General features: G+C 32.6%; 2 protein-coding genes. Both read right to left on the bottom strand.

Features of this window, described 5'->3' with window-relative positions:
* Positions 1 to 477 precede the first annotated feature (477 nt).
* Positions 478 to 930, bottom strand: coding sequence for a hypothetical protein (locus ACFIMS_RS07720; RefSeq protein WP_375696575.1), 453 nt, complete (start codon positions 928 to 930; stop codon positions 478 to 480).
* On the bottom strand, positions 917 to 1,241 hold a 325-nt coding region (locus ACFIMS_RS07715; RefSeq protein WP_375696574.1), incomplete at its 5' end, for a hypothetical protein. The genes ACFIMS_RS07715 and ACFIMS_RS07720, both read right to left, overlap by 14 nt.

Raw genomic sequence — 1,241 nt, 5'->3', positions numbered from 1 at the left:
ACCAGCTTTAACATCACCAAAATCTCTTAACGCCTTAATGCGATAAAGTTTTTTACCTTCGCGAAGAATTGTTTGATTGGTAAGTTGATATTTTGGAGATGTTTTTTGATTTTTAACTGTAGCGTTCATGCTAGTAATCCTTATCGTAAAAAAGGTTTGTTATTAACACCCCATAAGGGCGTCGGGTGCTAACAAACACGGCGATAAGTCCGTCGTCACACTTTTCTCATAAAGAGTATTGTATGGTGTGACCACACCCGACATAATCATTATATGCTAATCACAACATAAAAGACAGTCAGTATTTTAAAGAATGGGAAAAACCTTATCGTGGTTTATCCGCTTATCGCTAAGTGTTGTTAAGCACTTGACGCCTTTCTAAACGAACCTTTCCTTAAAGTCAATACGTATTTTTTATTTTTTTCAATTTTTTTCATTTTGATACCTACCTAATTGAATATCAAGTGATTTTAAATTTTACTTTTGGTTTTTAGCATAAAAATGTAGTGCGTAAATGGACATGTTTATTAAACTGCGTGTATGCAACATAAGGAAGAATGAATAAACTAAAAAAAAGTACCAAAAAACGATATCTAAATACCAAAATACAGTATAACTATTTGGAAAAATTAAAACGACAAGTGCTAAACTTATTAGCTTTAAGAGTCTGTGCAAATACTGTTGTAAATCACGTGTTAATATCTTCCAACCTGTTGTATCATCATCTTTATATTTTGGATTGTTCTGCAACTCAAAAGGAATATGAGAATTGCATAAAATTACAAAAATATTTGTTATTATTATCAAACCAAAAGATGCAAATATCAAAATACCTTGGATAAAATAGGGATTTTTTTTAATTCCTAAAAAATATAAAAATATAAAAATTATAATACCAAACAAGGCTCTTAGCTGCTTATCTGTAAACATATTTATTTCCTGCGGTTTTTGATAATTTTTTGATCTCTTTATTGATCTCATCTATGAGAGGTTCGTAATTGAGAACGCTTTTCGGAATACCGCCCCCATAAATCCACGCTTTCACTTGAGCCTTGGTACTGTAATCAACATTCTCAGGCATCTCATGATACTGACCACCGTCAAATTCTTCATATTCTCTTGTACCATCATCATATTCGTAAAGATTGTAAAAATACTCTGCTACCCCTAATCCCCATGGGGCATGCCCCACCGCCGTTGCAACGAACTTTTTTCCCCCCTTCTGTTTACGTTTTTTTAAA

This window comes from Bartonella sp. AP331QHHD (assembly GCF_042195905.1).
Classification (GTDB): Bacteria; Pseudomonadota; Alphaproteobacteria; order Rhizobiales; family Rhizobiaceae; genus Bartonella.
This window is presented reverse-complemented; position numbering and strand designations above follow the sequence as displayed.